16 protein-coding genes and 3 pseudogenes are annotated in these 15,826 nt (G+C 50.3%); 5 read left to right on the forward strand and 14 right to left on the reverse strand.

Annotated features, from left to right (window positions below; translation table 11 throughout):
- Positions 1–57 precede the first annotated feature (57 nt).
- Positions 58–285, forward strand: a pseudogene (locus ACQGXV_RS36320) (transposase); the annotation flags it as partial.
- A gap of 496 nt (positions 286–781) precedes the next feature.
- Positions 782–2,053, forward strand: a complete 1,272-nt coding sequence (locus ACQGXV_RS36325; protein WP_440867935.1) for a lytic murein transglycosylase — start codon at positions 782–784, stop codon at positions 2,051–2,053.
- Positions 2,054–2,250: 197 nt separating this feature from the next.
- Here the strand turns inward: ACQGXV_RS36325 and ACQGXV_RS36330 are convergent.
- A pseudogene (locus tag ACQGXV_RS36330) lies at positions 2,251–2,490 on the reverse strand (integrase core domain-containing protein); the annotation flags it as partial.
- 424 nt (positions 2,491–2,914) lie between these two features.
- Between ACQGXV_RS36330 and ACQGXV_RS36335 the strand changes: the two are divergent.
- From ACQGXV_RS36335 to ACQGXV_RS36345, 3 genes and pseudogenes are all read left to right on the forward strand, one after another.
- A complete protein-coding gene (locus ACQGXV_RS36335; RefSeq protein ID WP_440867936.1) occupies positions 2,915–3,211 on the forward strand; it encodes a type II toxin-antitoxin system RelE/ParE family toxin in 297 nt (98 codons plus the stop codon).
- A gap of 10 nt (positions 3,212–3,221) precedes the next feature.
- A complete protein-coding gene (locus ACQGXV_RS36340) occupies positions 3,222–3,527 on the forward strand; it encodes a HigA family addiction module antitoxin (RefSeq protein ID WP_267436625.1) in 306 nt (101 codons plus the stop codon).
- Between the two features lie 182 nt (positions 3,528–3,709).
- Positions 3,710–4,253 (forward strand): annotated as a pseudogene (locus ACQGXV_RS36345) (helix-turn-helix domain-containing protein); the annotation flags it as partial.
- Positions 4,254–4,387: 134 nt separating this feature from the next.
- Here the strand turns inward: ACQGXV_RS36345 and ACQGXV_RS36350 are convergent.
- From ACQGXV_RS36350 to ACQGXV_RS36410, 13 genes are read right to left on the reverse strand one after another with little or no spacing between them, the layout of a single operon-like run.
- Positions 4,388–4,666 (reverse strand): transposase, encoded by a 279-nt coding sequence (locus tag ACQGXV_RS36350; RefSeq protein WP_440867937.1) that lies wholly within the window; start codon positions 4,664–4,666, stop codon positions 4,388–4,390.
- 55 nt (positions 4,667–4,721) lie between these two features.
- On the reverse strand, positions 4,722–5,129 hold the full coding sequence (gspS, locus tag ACQGXV_RS36355; protein WP_440867938.1) for a type II secretion system pilot lipoprotein GspS: 408 nt from the start codon (positions 5,127–5,129) through the stop codon (positions 4,722–4,724).
- Between the two features lie 32 nt (positions 5,130–5,161).
- Positions 5,162–5,947 carry a prepilin peptidase gene (locus ACQGXV_RS36360; RefSeq protein WP_440867939.1) on the reverse strand — a complete coding sequence of 262 codons (786 nt, stop codon included), beginning with the start codon at positions 5,945–5,947 and terminating at the stop codon, positions 5,162–5,164.
- Entirely contained in the window at positions 5,948–6,394 is a 447-nt protein-coding gene (gene gspM, locus ACQGXV_RS36365; protein WP_440867940.1) for a type II secretion system protein GspM, read from the reverse strand.
- Complete coding sequence (gspL, locus tag ACQGXV_RS36370; protein WP_440867941.1) at positions 6,384–7,583, reverse strand: type II secretion system protein GspL; 1,200 nt, start codon at positions 7,581–7,583, stop codon at positions 6,384–6,386. Before gspL ends, gspM begins: the two co-directional genes overlap by 11 nt.
- Positions 7,580–8,446 carry a general secretion pathway protein GspK gene (locus tag ACQGXV_RS36375; protein ID WP_440867942.1) on the reverse strand — a complete coding sequence of 289 codons (867 nt, stop codon included), beginning with the start codon at positions 8,444–8,446 and terminating at the stop codon, positions 7,580–7,582. The genes gspL and ACQGXV_RS36375 overlap by 4 nt, the downstream gene beginning before the upstream one ends.
- Positions 8,447–8,478: 32 nt before the next feature.
- Positions 8,479–9,030: a type II secretion system protein GspJ gene (locus ACQGXV_RS36380; RefSeq protein WP_440867943.1), complete on the reverse strand. Its 552-nt coding sequence runs from the start codon at positions 9,028–9,030 to the stop codon at positions 8,479–8,481.
- Entirely contained in the window at positions 9,027–9,422 is a 396-nt protein-coding gene (gene gspI / locus ACQGXV_RS36385; RefSeq protein ID WP_440867952.1) for a type II secretion system minor pseudopilin GspI, read from the reverse strand. Before gspI ends, ACQGXV_RS36380 begins: the two co-directional genes overlap by 4 nt.
- A 6-nt stretch (positions 9,423–9,428) precedes the next feature.
- Complete coding sequence (gene gspG, locus ACQGXV_RS36390; protein ID WP_440867953.1) at positions 9,429–9,848, reverse strand: type II secretion system major pseudopilin GspG; 420 nt, start codon at positions 9,846–9,848, stop codon at positions 9,429–9,431.
- 41 nt (positions 9,849–9,889) lie between these two features.
- Positions 9,890–11,077: a type II secretion system F family protein gene (locus tag ACQGXV_RS36395; RefSeq protein WP_440867944.1), complete on the reverse strand. Its 1,188-nt coding sequence runs from the start codon at positions 11,075–11,077 to the stop codon at positions 9,890–9,892.
- Positions 11,067–12,548: a type II secretion system ATPase GspE gene (gspE, locus tag ACQGXV_RS36400; protein WP_440867945.1), complete on the reverse strand. Its 1,482-nt coding sequence runs from the start codon at positions 12,546–12,548 to the stop codon at positions 11,067–11,069. The genes ACQGXV_RS36395 and gspE overlap by 11 nt, the downstream gene beginning before the upstream one ends.
- Positions 12,548–14,752: a type II secretion system secretin GspD gene (gene gspD, locus ACQGXV_RS36405; protein ID WP_440867946.1), complete on the reverse strand. Its 2,205-nt coding sequence runs from the start codon at positions 14,750–14,752 to the stop codon at positions 12,548–12,550. Before gspD ends, gspE begins: the two co-directional genes overlap by 1 nt.
- A 17-nt stretch (positions 14,753–14,769) precedes the next feature.
- Positions 14,770–15,276, reverse strand: coding sequence for a type II secretion system protein N (locus ACQGXV_RS36410; protein WP_440867947.1), 507 nt, complete (start codon positions 15,274–15,276; stop codon positions 14,770–14,772).
- Positions 15,277–15,826 lie beyond the last annotated feature (550 nt).

Consider the following 15,826-nt stretch of genomic DNA (forward strand, 5'->3'; position numbering starts at 1 on the left):
TCGTTGAAATTTTATAATGCTTATATAAATCAGTATCTTAAATTATTCAACAAAGCCCCGGAGATCCGCAAGGTTATCTACACCACCAACGCGATAGAGTCGTTAAATGCTTCATTGCGCAAGATAACGAAAACGCGACGAATATTTCCAACGGATGACTCGGTGATAAAATTACTCTATCTAGCCTTGCATAATATCTCTGCTAAATGGACCTTGCCAATCAGAGACTGGAAACCTGCTATGAGCCAATTCATGTTGATGTATGGAGAACGAATCTCCGGTTAAGCAATGGAGCCATTTACACAAAATTCTTTACAGACTCATGCTGCATTTTGCCTGCGGTGTCATTGTCTGGAATAAAATCCTATTGGGATAGACTCTAAGTATTGTCTTAAAGTTGCGTTTTTCGTGTTTATTTATTGAGCAGTTTAGAGTTATTTGTTATTTTTATCCCACCTTATCGGGTCATTAGTGGCTCATTACTGCAGCTTGTATCAGGGTCAGTTTAGCCTGATTAGGATAAAGTCTAGGACAGATACTACCTGACTACGGGACAACTCATGAGAAAGAATAAATTTAAATCTCATCTGGTTTCGTTGGTTTTACTGGCCGAAAAAACGCTGTTCACACGCAAACAGCTGCCAGACTGCAACTTTTTGGCAGAGCAGTGATATTAATTACATTTTTGTCAAAATGTCCCCCCAGCGGCGATTACGCGTCAGATTTGGGGTAATGGGAGCGAAGCTACAATATGACGAGATTTAGCTTATCAATGATGTCGATGGCAAAGCTGACGATACTATTACTTTTTGGTATCAGTTTGTTAGGTTCATGCGTCTCTGTTGCAGATAAATGCCAGAATATTGATGACTTGCTAAAATCGCACGGACTCAGTGACAGCACAGCGACGCCGCCATCACCAGATAAAAGTTTTGAACAATGGAAAAATACGGTGCGTCAGGAAGCGCTTTCCCAGGGAATCAGAGCTAATATCTTTGACGAAGCATTTTCTGGACTAACTCCAGACAGCGACATCATTGCTAATACACAAAAGCAGCCGGAAGTTGTTGAACCAGTGTGGACCTATATTGAAAAACGGGTAACACCGGAGAATATTGCAGAGGGTAAAAAACTGATTAAGCAAAACAGGAAAGTAACCCAGCTTATCTACCGGCGTTATCAGGTAGATACACCACTGCTGTACGCCTTCCTCTCCATTGAAAGCAGTTATGGCGCGAATTCCGGTGACAAGTCGGTTATTCGTTCGCTGGCTACGTTGGATTACTACAATTATCGTCGGGAATTTAATCGGCAGAATCTGATTGCAGCGCTGAGAATTATCCAGAACAGTGAGGTACAACCTCAGCAGATTAAGGGTTCTTGGGCCGGCGCGATGGGCATGCCTCAGTTTATTCCGATTTCTTACCTGAAGTACGCAGTCGATTTTGACGGGGATAATCATTCCGATATCTGGACGTCTTTCCCGGACTCATTGGCTTCTGTGGCGAACTATATGCAACAAGCCAGATGGAAAGTGGGCGTACCATGGGGATTCGAAGTGAATCTGCCCACCGATTTTAATTATACGCTTTCCGGCATGGGTAATAAGAAAAGCATCGCCGACTGGAAGAAACTGGGGGTGACGGTTGCTGCCCCCAGAGAGTCACTTTCGTTCTCTTCTGAAAATGCTTCTCTCTTACTTCCGGTTGGGAAGAGTGGCCCGGCGTTTCTGGTGACGGATAATTTTCGAGCCATTCTAAGGTACAACAATGATATATCCTATGCGCTTACTGTTGGTTTGCTGTCGGATAACTATCAACGCGATACACCTATACTCAAGCACTGGCCTCTTCAGGAGACACCATTAACACGCAAAGAGCGCCTGGCTCTGCAGATCCTGCTAAAGGAAAAACAGCTTTATAAGGGATCCATTGATGGCAAAATTGGCTCTGACACAACGCAAGCGATACGTGCTTATCAGCAACAGACAAGAGTGCCCGCAGATGGGTATGCCAACCGTGCCTTGCTAAATAGTCTGCGCTGCCATGACTGATATTGAGTATGTACCCTGCGGGAACGAGCCTGGCAGCCCTGCTGCCGAGTCTGTAAGTTTTTTTGTCGGAACAGGGCAGTGGAATATGTATGATCTGACCACATATTTTGTTCAGAGACAGCCAACATGATGACCCGTAAAAGTATCGATACCATCCTGCTCTCCGTTGTCGCTGATAAGTGCACTGGTCAAGTAAATCAGGACACTTTTTTCTCAGCCATTTGTTCATAACGCACCGGAGACAGATCCCCGTTAGCGGCATGATGCCTGTGTAGGTTGTAGTAGCGGATATACGTCGCCACATCCTGCTCCATGTAAGCCCGTGTTGGCTGGGGTACCAGCAGCAACCATTCATGTTTCAGACTGCCCCAGAAGCGCTCCATCACCGCATTATCCCAGCAGGCACCCACGTCTCCCATACTGCTCCTCAGCCTGTATAGCCAAGCGACATTATTTTGATAACAGCCAGCTATGCTTCTTTGCCGCATATCAGGGCATAGGATGTAATCATTTTTAAGTCGGTTGGCTATATGAACAAATGGCTGAGAAAAAAGTGTCCTGATTTACTTGGCCAGTGCAGGGTGAAGGGATCGATTTGTGAAATCTATTAAACTGTAACCGGCTACGCCGGGTTTACGGCGCAAATCAATTATGAGGTCATATAAAACACCCGCGTGCGCCTCCATGCCGCATAACGGCATTTAAAAGGCTTGCTGCGCACTGCTCGCAGCCTTGAAACAGTATTGGCATCAACAATTGAAATAAATGAGACTATTTTAGGTTAACATGTTCCTATATTGGTTGCATTGAGTTCCTTTTTTAGGTACAATACATCTAAGTTAAGTGATTACGAGGTGTTGGATGATTGGTAGCTTTAGGGATGGAGACAGCGGGACACTCGCAATTTTCTACCTCGACAATGTGCGCAGCCGTGAGATTCCCGCCAACATTGAAAACCCGTTACGGCGGAAGTTGTCTCTCCTCGAAGTAGCAACAACGGAAAAGTCACTTTTCGCCCCGCGCAGCAACAATTATGAAAGGCTGGCGGTAAACCTGAATGGATGGTCAAGCATCCGGGTATCAATCCAGTGGCGGTTAATTTTCCGCTGGCGCGACGGACACGCTTACGATCTTTACCTGGACCCACACAAATACTGAGGAGGCAAGAATGGATACCAGAGCAGCTGAACCAACCACCGTAGGTGAAATGCTTTCCGAAGAGTTTCTGAAACCGATGGGTATCACCCAAGAGCAGCTGGGGCAGGTTATGGGCCTGTCTCGTAAAGTTGTTAGTCAGATCGTTAACAATAGTCGCCGGATCAGCGTTACAGAAGCAGCAACGCTGGCTGCTTTGTTTGAAACCGACGAGGACTTTTGGATTAATACCCAGGCAGCACATGACCGGTGGGAAAGTCGCCAAATTCTGGCATCAGGAATGATGCAGCCGATACATGAGAGATTAGCCGTAATCTGATATGCGGCAAGAAAACAAAAGAGCCAGCCTGCGCTAACAGGCTGACTCCGGACATCAAAACTATTTGGGTGGCTTTAATGTGTATTAGTCGCGACTTGATCTGACACATGACCTTGAAAGGTTGAGAGTTACCGGTTTTGATATGGGTGTCTAATCCTTAAACAAAACGCGAGGTAACTCTCATGCTTCATACTAACAATCCCATCATCAAACACAAAGCCGGCCTGCTCAATCTCGCCGAAGAACTTGGTAACGTATCAAAAGCCTGCAAGATCATGGGCATGTCGCGCTACACGTTTTACCGTTATAGCCAACCGACTTAAAAATGATTACATCCTATGCCCTGATATGCGGCAAAGAAGCATAGCTGGCTGTTATCAAAATAATGTCGCTTGGCTATATCATGAACTGGCTGCTGAAGGTGGCATCGATGCACTGGTTAACCAGAACCGCCGGGTTCCCAACCTGAAGAACCGCGCCGACGAAGCCACTGAACGCGCGGTTGTTGAATATGCCGTTGAGTTCCCGGCCCACGGGCAGCACCGGACCAGTAATGAGCTGCGTAAAAAAGGCGTATTTATCTCCGGCAGCGGCGTGCGGTCCATCTGGCAACGGCACGATCTGGAGAACTTCTGTAAACGCCTGAAGGCGCTTGAGGAAAAAGTTGCCAGAGAAGGCATCGTGCTTACCGATGTCCAAATCGCAGCGCTGGAGAAAAAGGCGCATTGTAGTGGCATACTGAATTTGGCCACCTAAGTAGAGGTGATAGCCCCATTACCAGGCAGAGGCCGTCACACGCATGACCCGACAGAGTGTACGAACGCTGAAGTCAGTGGCATTGTCGAGAATGAACCGGTATCTCACGACATATGTTTCGCGAAGAAGGCACTCGCCTTTTTTAGTATCTCCTTCTCTGTACGTAACTCTTTGTTTTCCTTTTGTAACCGTTTTAACTCTGCACGTTCATCATCGCTGAGTACGCCGTTGCTCTGCTCGCGTGCCAGCGAGACCCATGTATGCAGGGTTTTGTTGCTTATGCCCAGCGATGCTGCTGCCCTGGCTATCGTATAGCCCTGCTCTGTTACCAGGGCAACGGTTTCCTTTTTAAACTCAGGGGTAAATTGTCGTTTATGGTTCACTAAACACCTCCGTTTTGGATGTAAGTTTAGTGTCCTGATTATTCAACCACTACAGCTAGTGGGGATAGGCACTGAGCAAAATTCCGGCCATTGCGCGATTAAGCTCAGTACAATTTTGCATTATGTCGTGGTTGTTGACCAAGTTGCCGTAAAAAACATCACTGCGGGAGGTCAGCTGTGACTGATCTAGGCTGGCTACGTTCCAGCCCTTACGCTGGGCAAGCTTGACTAGGGCATTGAATATTTCTTTTCTCTCACCCAGGTCGCTGCGATTGCAGTAATTTTTTAGGTAGGCTGCACCAGCAATAGTCGACGCCAGCTGCTCCTGCTGCTCGGATGGAATCGGAGCCTTGCGCGTGGTAGCGATGGCTTGGAGTTCGTGGGACTGCCGATTGGCACACCCCAGAAGTGCTGCAGAGAGGCCAATTACGGTAACTATTTTCCAGTACATAAATCTTGCCACACTCTCAACTTATAAACGTTAATCGAATCCCATCAAAGTAAGACAAAATAACAGAGAAACACCAACCCGGCCAGCGACAGGCCGGGACCGAACGGAAACTCGCTGCGTCGGTGCGCGTGCTTACGGACAATTTGCCACAGTGCAAGGGTCAGCGTAAACAAAGAAGCCAGCAGAAGTACCGAAGGAAGCGCCGACCAGCCGAGCCAGGCGCCGAGCGCAGCCAAGAATTTCATGTCACCGCAGCCCATAACCTCAAAACCATAGCGCCAGCGACCAAGCCAGTAGATCAACGCCAAAGTCAGATAACCAGCCATCGCGCCTACCAACGCATCCTCAAGCAGCACCCGCTCGTCAACTAGGTGCCATAGCAGACCCATCCACAGCAGCGACTGGGTCAGCAAGTCGGGCAGCAGCTGGTGCAGATAATCAATCCACGCCAACGCCAGTAGCCACGAGCCGTAGAGCATAAAGGCCGCCCAACTAAGACCCGGCGACGTAAGACACGCGCAGAGCGCACCCCACATGCCGAGACTCAGCTCCAGAAATAGGTAGCGCCAGCCGATGGGCTCGTGGCAACTGCGGCAGCGTCCGAGCAGCGTCAGCCAGCTGAACAGCGGAATATTGTCGTACCAGCGTATCCTGTGTCCACAGCGTGTACAGTGGGAAGGCGGCCAAAATAAATTAAACGCCTGATCTGCGTCCTGCTCGTCGCGCAGTAGTAGGGCTGGCAGCCTGTACACCACCATGTTCATTACGCTACCGAGGCACAAACCGGTCAGCACGGAAAAAATAAACCAGCCTATTGTAGACTTTAGCATCTACTTCACCCGGGGCGGACGCCCCAGAACCAGTCGGGTCACGTTAACTTCACCGGCAGCTCCGCGGGTCAGATCCAGAACTAGCACTACCGTGCAGTAAGTGTGCTGTAATTGCTGCAGCCACAGAATCAGCCGGTTGAACTCAACCCCGGTGAGGGAAATTTGCACCGTATCGCCCCCACTGACCTTCGAAGACAGCACAATTCCCGCCTCGATGGCGCTCTCCGTTACCGCTTCGACCAGCGGCTTGCTGAGAGTCACTGTGTCAGGCTTGCTTTTTATCCAGTTTACTACGTCTTGCTGCTTTTCCATCCACGCCAGCTGGCGGCTGACGGCCTGCGCATTGCTGCTAGCGGTATAAAGTAGCCAGAAGGACGCACTCTGCAATACGATAAAGACACCGATAAAGATAAGTGGCAGGCGCAACAGGTGTAGATCAATTCTCATTTGGCCCCCGCAAAGTAAAAGTCGCGGCAATTCGGCCCTGATGCGCAGCATCAAGCTTTACGACAATACGTTCCTGCTTCGCCTGAGATGCGGCGAGCTTCGCATCGGCTTCACTCAGGTTCACTTGCACGGTCAACGCGTGCTTATCTTGGTCAAATGCCAACTGCTGTACCTGTGGATCTTGCCATTGGCGATGAAGTTTGGTGTACTGCCAGAATGTGTTGAAGAAATTGATGCTACCGAACTGCATGAGAAACCTGCGTCTTTGGCCCCGGAGACGATCTATTTCGTCTGCGTATTTGTGATTTTCCTGCGGAAACCAGTGCTTATAAAGTGCAATTACCTGCTGCTTGTCCCGGGTAGCCTGCTGGTGTAGGTGGAGAGTGGCCGTTAGCGTTGCGCCCAACGCCAGCACCATAGCTAAAGCATTCAGCCCGACAGTCCATGGCCAGTAGCGCCTGCTGTTGCGGAGTTGCAGAGATGGCGGCAATTGTGAAAGTAGGTTAATGCCGCTATCTGCACTGCAGCGGGCTAGCAGCGCTTCCGTACCACTGTCATACTGGGAAGCCCAGTGGACACCAACTATAGGAGGCGGGCCGTAAAGTGTCAGCGTTTCGGGATTACACCACTGTGGCAAAATGTTGGCTATCCAATCTGGATGCAACCAAGCGCCGCGCCCGTCGCGTTCACGGTACAGCCAGCGGCCACCGACAAAGTATATCAAGGCATCGTCGTTCGGCAGGGCCGCCAGCTCGGGCAGCAGCTGCACGATCTGCAGGCCGCAGGCGTTTATTTCGCTTAACACCTCGCTCAGCCACGCTGCAGGACAGCCTAGCAGAAGCCGTGTGGCTTTTGCTGGAAGACGCCACCATAGCCAATCACGCACATCTTCGCAGAGGCTATCGCCAAGCAGAGCAGCCAATTGGGCTGGCCTCAGCCGGGATTTGCCGCTGAAGATTACCGGCTCCAGCACGCATTTTTCTGCGGGCAACCACAGTACAGCGGGAAGCGAACGCACGCTATCTGGCAGTTCAGTCAGCGCAGCAGCACTAGTTAGCTCGCCGCACTGAACTTCGTCTGGGAAATGGGGATTACCACACCACCATGCCATTGGTCCTTCGGCTGTGAGCGGCAGGCGTAAAAAGATACGTCGTCCAGACGTATTGCCTGCCATGTTATATATTTTCATTCTACATTATTCTCAAACCGACGGTAAACCACGTGCATTTTTTGATTTTCATAGTGAAGATATGTGTACAAAATCGAATTGCCACCAGTAGCGCCGCTATCCAGCGTGAGTCGGTAATCATTACTGTTGTAGCGAAACAGAGTTGTGACCGGTAGACCATCAAGCAGGGCCTCCGAAATCTGCTTCTGATTTTTCCAGCCTTTACCGGGACGACTAGCTAGCAGCTTGCGCAGTCGCTCGCCGTCGACCTGATTTTTCAGCGCAGTTTGAAGCAGCGGAATCTGAGCAGGTGTCAGGCCGTTGACGTTCAGCGTTGGGGCCTCGGCGCGTCTGTTGACGACGCAAATCTGCCCCAGAAGTCTTTGCCAAGCTGCCGATGGGATGTCGGCAACTGCCAGCAACTGGCTGGGATCGAGAAACTGATAACCCTGCAGCATGTCTCGCAGCTTTTGAACGCTGATGCTCCGACCCGCGCCAGTGCGCCTGAGCAGTTGCTGAAACCAAGCGTTTGGTGCCAGCGCGGCTTGGCTCCCTTCATCTTCTTTTTTAACGCTCGCCAGCAGCCAGTTGAGATTGAAGCAGGCATCTAGATCGCGTATGACGTAGTGCACTTCGCCGCCGTTTACTCGCAATTCGTGGGGCTGCAGCCAGCCGACTGCATCGGGCAGGATACCGTTGTTGCCGCGCAGCTGGCGCTGCAGTTCGACGGTTACTGCCGCTTCTGCCCCCAGCAACTGCCATTTGGCCTGTAGCCGCTGTTGATCGTTGTTCACGCTCTGGCGCGTGGTTTGTCCAGTGTGGAAAAGGCTGGCAGCCATACCAGTTATCAGACTGATGACCATCAGAACTATCAGTAAAATCATGCCGCGTTCGCCATCAGCGTCGGGCGGTCGCACTATTTCTCTCCCATCAGCGTCAGTCGCTGTACTTCACCCAGCCCGTTAACCACGGCAGTAATTTCAACCGCCTGCGGTAACTTACCACCGTTTAGCAACTGCGGGCGCCACAGTCCCTGTTGGTAAAAGCGCAGGTGAAATTCGGTTACACCACCGAGCTGACGCTGGTTAATGAACTGCGCGCCTTGTGCCAGCATCCGGCTACGGCGATAGAGAGTGTCGTTTTGCAGATACCATTCCACCTGCTCCAACTGTACTCCAGCGCTGCGTGACTGCAGGCGCAGCAGACTTACATGCGTAAGGTATCCGGATTGCAGTTGGAGATCCAACGCGCCTGCTTTTGAGTTAGTGCGCATTACCGAGTGGGAGAAGTCGTCCGACAGGCAGCTGAAAATCCGGCTAATGGCTTGTAGCTTTCCCCCCTGCGATAGCACCATCTGCTGGCTGCGGTTCATGCCGACCAGCAGATACCAAGCGCTCACGGAGACAATAGATATAAGTGCCATACCGAGGATCACCTCAAGCAGAGTAAAACCGCGCTGGAGGGTCATGGAGTCGCTACCAGCGTTTTGACGGAGACTAGCGGGCTGTGATCACCGGGGCGAAAAACCTCAATTTCCAGCGTGTCCACGTTGCGCACGTCGCTGTCGCCGTAGCGGTATCGCCATCGCCAGCTGTTGCCGCCCATCAGGTTTTCTCCCTGAACCCATTCCTTGCCCCAGGTGCCGGGAGCGAGATGCAGCTGCACCAGCTGATTCTCTGCCACCCAGCCTGCGTACAGAGTTGCTTTAAGCTGTCCAATCAATGTCAGATTATGAATAGCAATTGAAATTAACGAGCTTCCGGTGACCGCGAGGATCACCAGCGCCACAAGTATTTCAAGCAGCACCATACCTCGCTGGGCGGAGGCCGCCGTTGCGGTCGCGTCTGTGCATCCCTTCACCAAGGGTTACTCCGCAGCCCAGTTGCCGATATCATCTTCGGTATCTTCTCTACCGTCCGGCCCGAAGGAGTAAACGTCTATGCTGCCATGTTGGCCCGGGTTTAACAGCTGATAATCGTTGCCCCACGGATCTTTGGGCAGGCGTTTGATATAGCCCCCTTCACTATAGTGGGCCGCGTGCGGATCGTCTTCCGGCTTTTTCACCAGAACCTGCAGCCCCTGCTCGGTGGCGGGGTAGCGATTGTTATCTAGATGATACATCTCCAGTGAGCTCTCCAGCATGCTAATATCGGCCTTCGCTTTCTGTTGGTCGGCTTTCGCCTTACTGGCCATAATGTTGGGAATGACCAGCATCGCCATAAGACCGATAATCACAATTACCACCATCACTTCCAGTAGTGTGAAACCTTTTTGTCCCCGTCTCATATAACGCGAATGTGCCATACAGAGTGCCCCTGCTTCGGTCGTTATCCGACCATGGAATTGAGTTGAAGAATCGGTTGTAGAATTGACATGATGATGAACAACACCACCGAGGCCATCACGATGATCAGCACTTGTTCAAAAATGCTCAGCGACAGCGTCAGACGAAGGTTGAGGATCTCGTCCTGCAGATTGACAGCGTGCTCCAACATCTGGTTTAGTTCGCCGCTGCGCTCGCCGGAGGCGATCATATGGTTAATCATAGGTGAAAACAGTCGTGTAGCATACAGCGCTTGGTGCAGGCTCTTACCTTCATATACCTGTTCGCAGGCAGCAGTCATTTGCTGACGGGCGTAGCTGTTAGTCAGCACCTTAGCGGCGATACGCATCGATTCGAGGAGCGGCACTGAACTGGTGGTAAGAATACAGAGTGTTTTGGCGTAGCGCGCAGCGTTTAACTCCCGAACCAGCCGACCGGTTATGGGGATCCTAAGCATCATCCCATGAATGCGCAGAAGATTTTCCGGCTTGCGCAGCGACCAACTAAAAGTCATCAAGCCTCCGATAAGCACCGCCAACGCCGGAACACTGAAATCACGAATTGCATTGCATATGATAAGCAGCAGGCGGGTAGTCCACGGTAGCTCCACTTTCATCTGAATAAACTGGCTCATCACCTGCGGCACCACCGAGGTAAGCAGAATAGTCACCACACCTATGGTCACCAGCGCCAGCACCACAGGGTAGAGTAACGCCTGCATCAGTTTGTTTTTCATACTCTGACGCTTTTCTATATATTGGGCGAGCCGCAGTAGCACCACGTTGAGATGACCACTGGCTTCACCGGCGGCTACCATCACGCAGTAAAAGCGTCCGAAGATATGTGGAAATCTAGCCAGTGCCTGCTCGAAGCTCAGGCCGGAGACGACTATTTCTCGCAATTGCTGAACCACGCGGGCGACGGCTGGTTTTTCCGATTGCTGGGCCACCGCATACAGCGCTTCGTCCAGCGGCATCGAAGAGGCGACCATAATCGCGAGCTGGCGTGTCATCAGTGATAGTTCGGTATCGCTAATGCGCATCCGACTACGGTGCTTAGCGGGCCGCCCGGCGGTAATCAGGATTAGCTTTTTCTCGCGTAGCAGGGCGCGCAGGTGCAATTCCGAATCCGCCTCAAGGATCCCGCGGATCTCCTGTCCGTGCGTGTCAGAGGCCACAAATCTATATCTCATTATCTTCAACCTCGCCGGTAGCTCGTAGCACTTCGTCAACGCTGGTGACTCCGGCCAATATTTTGGCAAATCCGTCTTGGCGCAGCGATGTGAAATTGTCGCTCAGGGCCATCAACTCTGCCTCGCAGGCTTTCTGATGCACCCCCGTGCGCATAGCGTTGTTGAGCACTAGAATTTCTTGCAGCACGGTGCGCCCACGGTACCCCGAATGGTAGCAGTGTTCGCAGCCGCCGGGTACCCACGCAGCGAGTCCCGAGCACCAAGGTACACCCAACGACTGGCACTCTTCTTTACTCAGGGTCACCGGGCGCCGGCACTGCTGGCACAGCCGCCTTACCAGTCGCTGGGCCAGCACGCCGTTCAGCGAGCTGGCCAGCAGAAAAGGCTCTACCCCCATGTCCTGCAGTCGGGGAATTGCTCCAAGGGAGGTGTTCGTGTGCAGGGTTGCCAGCACCATGTGTCCAGTAAGAGATGCCTGCACCGCAATTTTGGCCGTTTCGCTATCGCGAATTTCGCCAATCAGAATAACATCGGGATCCTGCCGCAGTATGGCACGCAGCCCGCGGGAAAAAGTCATTTCAACTTTTGGGTTCACCTGGGTCTGGGAGATTCCGGCTATATCGTATTCCACCGGATCCTCGATGGTCATGATATTGAGCTCGTCCCGGTTTAGCGCCGAAATGACCGCGTACAGAGTGGTGCTTTTCCCAGAGCCTGTAGGGCCGGTGAGCAGAAAGATTCCGTTAGGGCGGTTGGCAAGCGCCATTATCCGCTGGCGTAGCGCCTCTGACATTCCCAAATCGGAAAGCGACAGCTGCACTGCGTTTTTATCCAACAGGCGCATGACCACCCGCTCGCCGTGGCTGGCTGGGATCACCGATACACGCACATCGATTGCATGATGGCCGATGCGCAAACTTATGCGACCGTCCTGAGGAGTACGCTTTTCGGCTATGTCCAACTTGGCCATTACCTTTATGCGCGAAACCAGCACCGAGGCTAGCCGACGCTCGGGTTCCAGCATTTTGTGCAGCATGCCATCAATACGAAAGCGCACAGCGATGACATGCTCAAATGGTTCAATGTGCACATCCGAGGCACGCTCTTTGATTGCCTGGCTTAGAATGGCGTTAATCAGCCGGACGATCGGTGCATCGCTGCCTTCGTCCATAAGTTCTTCGTGGTTGGGCAGTGCTTCCACAAGCTGGTACATATTCAACTCGCTGCCTAGCTCGGCCATCACTTCGCTGGCACCGGAGCTGCTGTGCTGAAAGCGTGCAACCAGCCGGCTAGAGAAGCTTTCATCGTCCAGCAGCAGCAGCGGCGTTTCTCTTCCAATGCTGCGTAGCGCACTCATCAACGCCAGAGGCGCGACTCCTGCGCGGCAGAAAAGCACTGGCGTGCTATCCTGTTCGTCCAGCAATATTCCCTGCTGCTGCGACCAATCGAGACTAAGCCGTTTTCCCTTCATTATTCTGCTACTTCCCGGGCGAATGCGGCAATATGGCTCTGGATGTAATCGATCGACTGGCGGCTGCTTGTGCTGCTGCCGGAAAGGCTCAATCCAAGCGACTTCACCAGTTCGGGATTGTCCTTCTGCTGATCTTCCTTAAAGCTGATGTACTGTCTGGCGGTTAAATAGTTATAGTGTTCCTGTTCGTGAATAATGTGTGGTCGAATGAACAGCATCAGGTTGCGTTTATTGTCATTGCGTGAAGTGTAACGAAACAAGCCGCCGATCCACGGAATGTCCCCTAGCAGTGGCACTTTGCTGACGCGGTTGTTTTGCTCGTTGTCAAGCAGGCCGCCGATCACTACGGTTTCATCGTTTTCAACCTGTACCACGTTATTGACAGTTCGGATATTAAAGACTGCACCTAGCTTGCTGTCGATGTTAGCTATATTGGCATCAGTCAGACTGGATATTTCCTGGCTGATGTGCAGCTGTACCGTATTGCCCTGATCAATCATCGGGCGAATTTTAAACTTGAACCCCACCGTGCGGCGCTCGACGGTGTTAAAGATATTATCGCTGTTGGTGGTTCTGGAGCCGCTAAGTATAGGAATGTCTTGGCCAACGTTGAACTCTGCCTGACGGTTGTCGAGAGTCACTGTGCTCGGGGTAGCCAAAATATTGTTGTGCTTATTGCTTTCCAGAGCGCTGAACAGCGCTCCCCAATTGCCGTGATAGAAGCCCGCCACCAGCCCACCGGAATCCTTAAGCGCAGAGACAATCTGCTGGTTTTCGCTAAAACCGTTTGCTGCGTTGGTGGCTTTGCTGGAGCTGACATCGCCATTATATCCGAAACCACCGCTCCGGGAGTTTGCCCACGAAACACCGAGGTTCAGACCCTCTGCATCCTGTATTTCAACAATGATAGCTTCAACCAGCACCTGACTGCGGCGGATATCCAGTCGGTTAATGATGGACTCAATCTCACGCATCTCCTCTTCTGGAGCGCGCACCACCAGCGCGTTGTTGGCTTTATCTGCCTGCACACTGACACCTTTAAACATCGGTCCGCTGCTGCTGAGTAACGAGCTATAGTCGCTGCTGATCTGTGAGCTATTATTTGACATAAACTGGTTCTGCGCGCTGCTGCTACCGTCCAGATCGTTCTCTCCTCCGCTATCGCTCAGAGTATTGGCCCCATCGCCGTTAACGCTGTCGATTTCACCGGTATTCTGACCCTTGATATCGTTGTCACTGTCCGTTCCGCCACCGGAAGATAGCAGTTTTGCCAGTTGTACCGCATCGGAGTATTTCAGGAAGATGACTTTGGAATTGCCTTTAGAATTGGCGACCGTATCCAACTTGTTAATGATGTTGCGCACCGTTTGGTGTGCCTTATCGGTGCTGTTGACAATTAGCACTTTTGCTTTATCGTCTGCCGCTACTTTCATACGCGAGAACTCGCTGTCGACACTGTTGCGGTAGATATCGGTGACCATTTTTTTAATGACGGATGGTTTGGTATTGTGAACCGGAATAATTTCGACCGATGTGTGGGCACTACTATTTTTATCAAGATTTAGTACGATGTCCTCCATCGCTCCTACTTCGTCGGAACGTCCGGTGATTAACAGTGAGTTACCCGGCTGATAGTAACGAACTCTGCCCACGCCCATGTTGTTAAATTTGTCAAGAATCGGTGCCAACGATGCGCCTGAGAGGTTTTGCATAGGCACTACGCGAAATACCATTTCTGCGCCATTAAGGGGGGTTTTCGGTCCTGTCAGCGCAGAGCGTTCGCCTTTTTCAGAAGGCACCACTTTCAGTACGTTATCACTGCTTGTAATTACAGTATAGCCGTACACGTCCAGCACATTGAGAAAAAACTGATAGTACTGATCGGACGTGAATTGATCGTAGCTGTGCACTGAAACTTCGCCTTTAACCTGCGAATCAATAATAATGGTTTTATGTAGATTTTTACTGACAGTATTGATGAACTCACGAATATCAGTATTTTTAAACGCAGCAGTAAAGCGCTGAGTAACTGCACTATTTTCTGTTTTATTTGGCGCGGAATTGGTCGCCGTAGAGGTAACTTCTGCAATAGCTTCGGTGCAAAAAAAAGGTGTAAATAAAAAACATGAATAAAAAATAAACAATAAAAATACCTGATGTTTTGAAAATCTAGCTTTGTCCATAAATTTCATATTTATATACATTATATCATATATTGCATTTACTCGACAAACATTAACGCAGCGCAATGACCATTTTTTCTGATTATCACCCGATCGGAAAGAATTCTGACAACTTCCTCACCACTGCTGTTAAAATTGTCACCTTGGCTAAATAACTTCTGATGTCCTGATATATCAATAACAGCAACTGAAAAACGTGCCTCTGTACTAATTACCAACGCACGTACACTGGCCTCGCTCTTTGCTCTCGGCACCATGAAATAGAAAGCATCAGTCTCAGCAATGTCGCAAGCACTTGGCTCGTTGTTAACTCTGGGTTTTATTGCTGGTGTTGTTTTGATGCCAAATATATGCATTTGCGCAATGTAATTGATGTCCTGTACCAACGGCCAACGTTTCTCTTGCCCACTGAAGGCTGAAGGATTCTTAGGTTGCGTCTGTAAAATTAAGACACTTATGCACGTTAAAACAATTAAAAAAAAAACCAGCGAGATAATGAAAAAAGGTCTTTTGTCGAAAATCATTAACCACGTAAAACGTACCATAAGCTGTAAACACCGATAGTGACGCAGGTTTAAATAATATTTATCTTTTGAGTGACTAGTGACAAAGATTGATGAAATTTTTCCCTGTTGTTGCTAATGCCTTAAAATAGTTGGTTTTGTGGTATTCTACCGCTATTTGAGATAGCTTACTTGGTACCATATCGTTATACACATCTTTTGACTATTTTTTGAGCAGCATGCTCAGGACCCCGTGCATTAGGGCATTCCAGCCATTCCATTGGCTTTTTGAGGTTCAAAATGTCACGCGGAGAACGGCCTGTAACTCATTGATTAAAAAATAAGTAGGAAAGATGTGTATAACGATATGACTTGGTACGGTTACTGTTCATTGTTTCTCGGTCAGGAAAATGTTCCCCTGTGGATCATCTCCACATTGAGGCTGTGAAAAAAAAATTCCTGCGACGGCGTTCTCGTAATACTTACCTTTTCCACGAATTATTCATATAAAATACTGATTTTAATCAGCTAATGATAATTATCGGAGCAGTACTGGCTGCCATAAGCCAAGTGGACGATGACACCTTCAGGA

This window comes from Symbiopectobacterium purcellii (assembly GCF_052050035.1).
GTDB lineage: Bacteria > Pseudomonadota > Gammaproteobacteria > Enterobacterales > Enterobacteriaceae > Symbiopectobacterium > Symbiopectobacterium purcellii_A.

Excerpts from the sequence above, each read along its gene's own strand:
- ACQGXV_RS36325 (WP_440867935.1), top strand. The coding sequence starts at position 782 with ATGGCAAAGCTGACGATACTATTACTTTTTGGTATCAGTTTGTTAGGT.
- ACQGXV_RS36335 (WP_440867936.1), top strand. The coding sequence starts at position 2,915 with ATGATTGGTAGCTTTAGGGATGGAGACAGCGGGACACTCGCAATTTTC.
- ACQGXV_RS36340 (WP_267436625.1), top strand. The coding sequence starts at position 3,222 with ATGGATACCAGAGCAGCTGAACCAACCACCGTAGGTGAAATGCTTTCC.
- ACQGXV_RS36360 (WP_440867939.1), bottom strand. The coding sequence starts at position 5,947 with ATGCTAAAGTCTACAATAGGCTGGTTTATTTTTTCCGTGCTGACCGGT.
- gspM (WP_440867940.1), bottom strand. The coding sequence starts at position 6,394 with ATGAGAATTGATCTACACCTGTTGCGCCTGCCACTTATCTTTATCGGT.
- gspL (WP_440867941.1), bottom strand. The coding sequence starts at position 7,583 with ATGAAAATATATAACATGGCAGGCAATACGTCTGGACGACGTATCTTT.
- ACQGXV_RS36375 (WP_440867942.1), bottom strand. The coding sequence starts at position 8,446 with ATGATTTTACTGATAGTTCTGATGGTCATCAGTCTGATAACTGGTATG.
- ACQGXV_RS36380 (WP_440867943.1), bottom strand. The coding sequence starts at position 9,030 with ATGACCCTCCAGCGCGGTTTTACTCTGCTTGAGGTGATCCTCGGTATG.
- gspG (WP_440867953.1), bottom strand. The coding sequence starts at position 9,848 with ATGAGACGGGGACAAAAAGGTTTCACACTACTGGAAGTGATGGTGGTA.
- ACQGXV_RS36395 (WP_440867944.1), bottom strand. The coding sequence starts at position 11,077 with ATGAGATATAGATTTGTGGCCTCTGACACGCACGGACAGGAGATCCGC.
- gspE (WP_440867945.1), bottom strand. The coding sequence starts at position 12,548 with ATGAAGGGAAAACGGCTTAGTCTCGATTGGTCGCAGCAGCAGGGAATA.
- gspD (WP_440867946.1), bottom strand. The coding sequence starts at position 14,752 with ATGTATATAAATATGAAATTTATGGACAAAGCTAGATTTTCAAAACAT.
- ACQGXV_RS36410 (WP_440867947.1), bottom strand. The coding sequence starts at position 15,276 with ATGGTACGTTTTACGTGGTTAATGATTTTCGACAAAAGACCTTTTTTC.